Raw genomic sequence first — 2,114 nt, 5'->3', positions numbered from 1 at the left:
GGGGATGGCTGATTGGTTGCACTTCGAGCAGGTGGCGAGGAAGACGGCGGAACAAAATGCCCCCTCCCCGGTTGGTCCGCCGAAGGAGAATTGATCATGTTCCGTCTGCTGATTGTTGGCCTGTTCGCCTATGCGACCTACCGCTTCGCCAAGAAGGTCATCGACGAGGTGCCCGACAGCTTCGAGCCACTGCCGCTGCCGGAGGATGAGGAACGCCGGTCGCTGCGGCGCCAGTCGGCGGCAATGGGCGTAGAGACACGGCGGTAGGCAAGCCAAACTCCCCTGGCGGAGATTGGCAGCGTCGCAACCATTGCGAACAAAGCGGAAACGATGCTTGATGGGCGATGAACCTCGCCATCCGTGATTCGTCTTTCCGGCCTGCCTATCTCGACAAGCTCAATGCCGAGCAGCGGCTGGCCGTCGAGCATGGCGACGGCCAGGTCGCGCCGCCGCTGCTGGTCATCGCCGGCGCCGGTTCCGGCAAGACAAGCACGCTCGCGCATCGCGTGGCGCATCTGATCGTCAAGGGCGCTGATCCGCGCCGGATCCTGTTGATGACCTTTTCCCGTCGCGCTGCATCTGAAATGGCCAAGCGCGTCGAGCGGATCGCCGGCGAGGTGCTGGGGCGCGACGCTTCCGTCATCGCCGACGCGCTCTTCTGGGCCGGCACCTTCCACGGCATTGGCGCCAGGCTCTTGCGCGACTATGCGCTGGAGATCGGCCTCAACCCCGCCTTCACCATCCATGACCGCGAGGATTCCGCCGACCTGATGAACCTTGCCCGGCACGAGCTTGGCTTCTCCAAGACCGAGGGCCGCTTCCCGACCAAGGGCACCTGCCTGCAGATCTATTCGCGCGCCGTCAACGCGCAGACGCCGCTCGGCGAGGTGCTGGGCGCGGTGTTTCCGTGGTGCGCTGGCTGGGCAGACCAGCTCAAGGAACTGTTTTCGGCCTATGTCGAGGCCAAGCAGGCACAGAACGTGCTCGATTACGACGACCTGCTGCTTTACTGGGCGCAGATGGCGACCGAGCCGGAGATCGCGGCGCATCTGTCGTCGCGCTTCGACCATGTGCTGGTCGACGAATACCAGGACACCAACCGGCTGCAGGCGTCGATCCTGACGGCGCTGAAGCCCGACGGCTCCGGGCTGACCGTGGTCGGCGACGACGCGCAGTCGATCTACTCGTTCCGCGCCGCGGAAGTGCGCAACATCCTCGACTTCCCAAAGCAGTTCGCCCGGCAAGCGTCGATCGTCACGCTGGAGCGCAACTACCGCTCGACCGAGACGATCCTGGCGGCGGCCAATGCGGTGATCGGCGAGGCTTCCGAGCGCTTCACCAAGAACCTGTGGAGCGAGCGCAGATCGTCCGAGAAGCCGCTCCTGGTCAGCGTGCGCGACGAGGCCGAACAGGCGAGCTATGTCTGCCAGGCGATCCTCGCCGAGCGCGAGGCCGGCACGGCGCTGAAGTCGCAGGCGGTGCTGTTCCGCGCCTCGCATCACAGCGGGCCGCTGGAGATCGAGCTGACGCGCCGCAACATCCCCTTCGTCAAGTTCGGCGGGCTGAAGTTCCTCGACGCCGCCCATGTCAAGGACATGCTGGCGGTGCTGCGCTTTGCCGAAAATCCGCGCGACCGCGTCGCCGGCTTCCGCGTGCTGCAGCTGTTGCCGGGGATCGGCCCGTCGGCCGCCGCGCAGATCGTCGAGACGATGGCGACATCGCTCGACGAGGCGATGGGGCTTGCCCGCTACCGGCCGCCGCAGCGCGCGGCCGAGGACTGGCCTCCCTTCCTGTCGCTCTACGAAGGCCTGCGCGCCGGCGCCAAGTGGCCGGCCGACCTGGAACGGATCAGGCTCTGGTACGAGCCGCATCTCGAGCGCATACATGAGGACGCGACGATGCGCCGCGCCGATCTCCTACAGCTCGAGCAGATCGCCTCCGGCTACCCGTCGCGCGAGCGTTTTCTCACCGAGCTGACGCTCGATCCGCCTGACGCAACCAGCGACGAGGCCGGCCCTCCGCATCGCGACGAAGACTATCTCATCCTGTCGACCATCCATTCGGCCAAGGGCCAGGAATGGAAGAACGTCTTCGTGCTCAACACAGTCGACGGC

General features: G+C 65.9%; 2 protein-coding genes. Both read left to right on the top strand.

Translation table 11 applies throughout. The features are described 5' to 3' along the window. Positions 1 to 96 precede the first annotated feature (96 nt). On the top strand, positions 97 to 267 hold the full coding sequence (locus tag EOA33_RS39470) for a hypothetical protein (RefSeq protein WP_189347460.1): 171 nt from the start codon (positions 97 to 99) through the stop codon (positions 265 to 267). Positions 268 to 344: 77 nt separating this feature from the next. Further along, positions 345 to 2,114 (top strand): ATP-dependent helicase (locus EOA33_RS33335; RefSeq protein WP_145989443.1); only part of this gene is annotated, 1,770 nt, incomplete at its 3' end.

Source organism: Mesorhizobium sp. M4A.F.Ca.ET.050.02.1.1 (assembly GCF_003997725.1).
In the GTDB taxonomy this organism is placed as follows: domain Bacteria; phylum Pseudomonadota; class Alphaproteobacteria; order Rhizobiales; family Rhizobiaceae; genus Mesorhizobium.
This window is presented reverse-complemented; position numbering and strand designations above follow the sequence as displayed.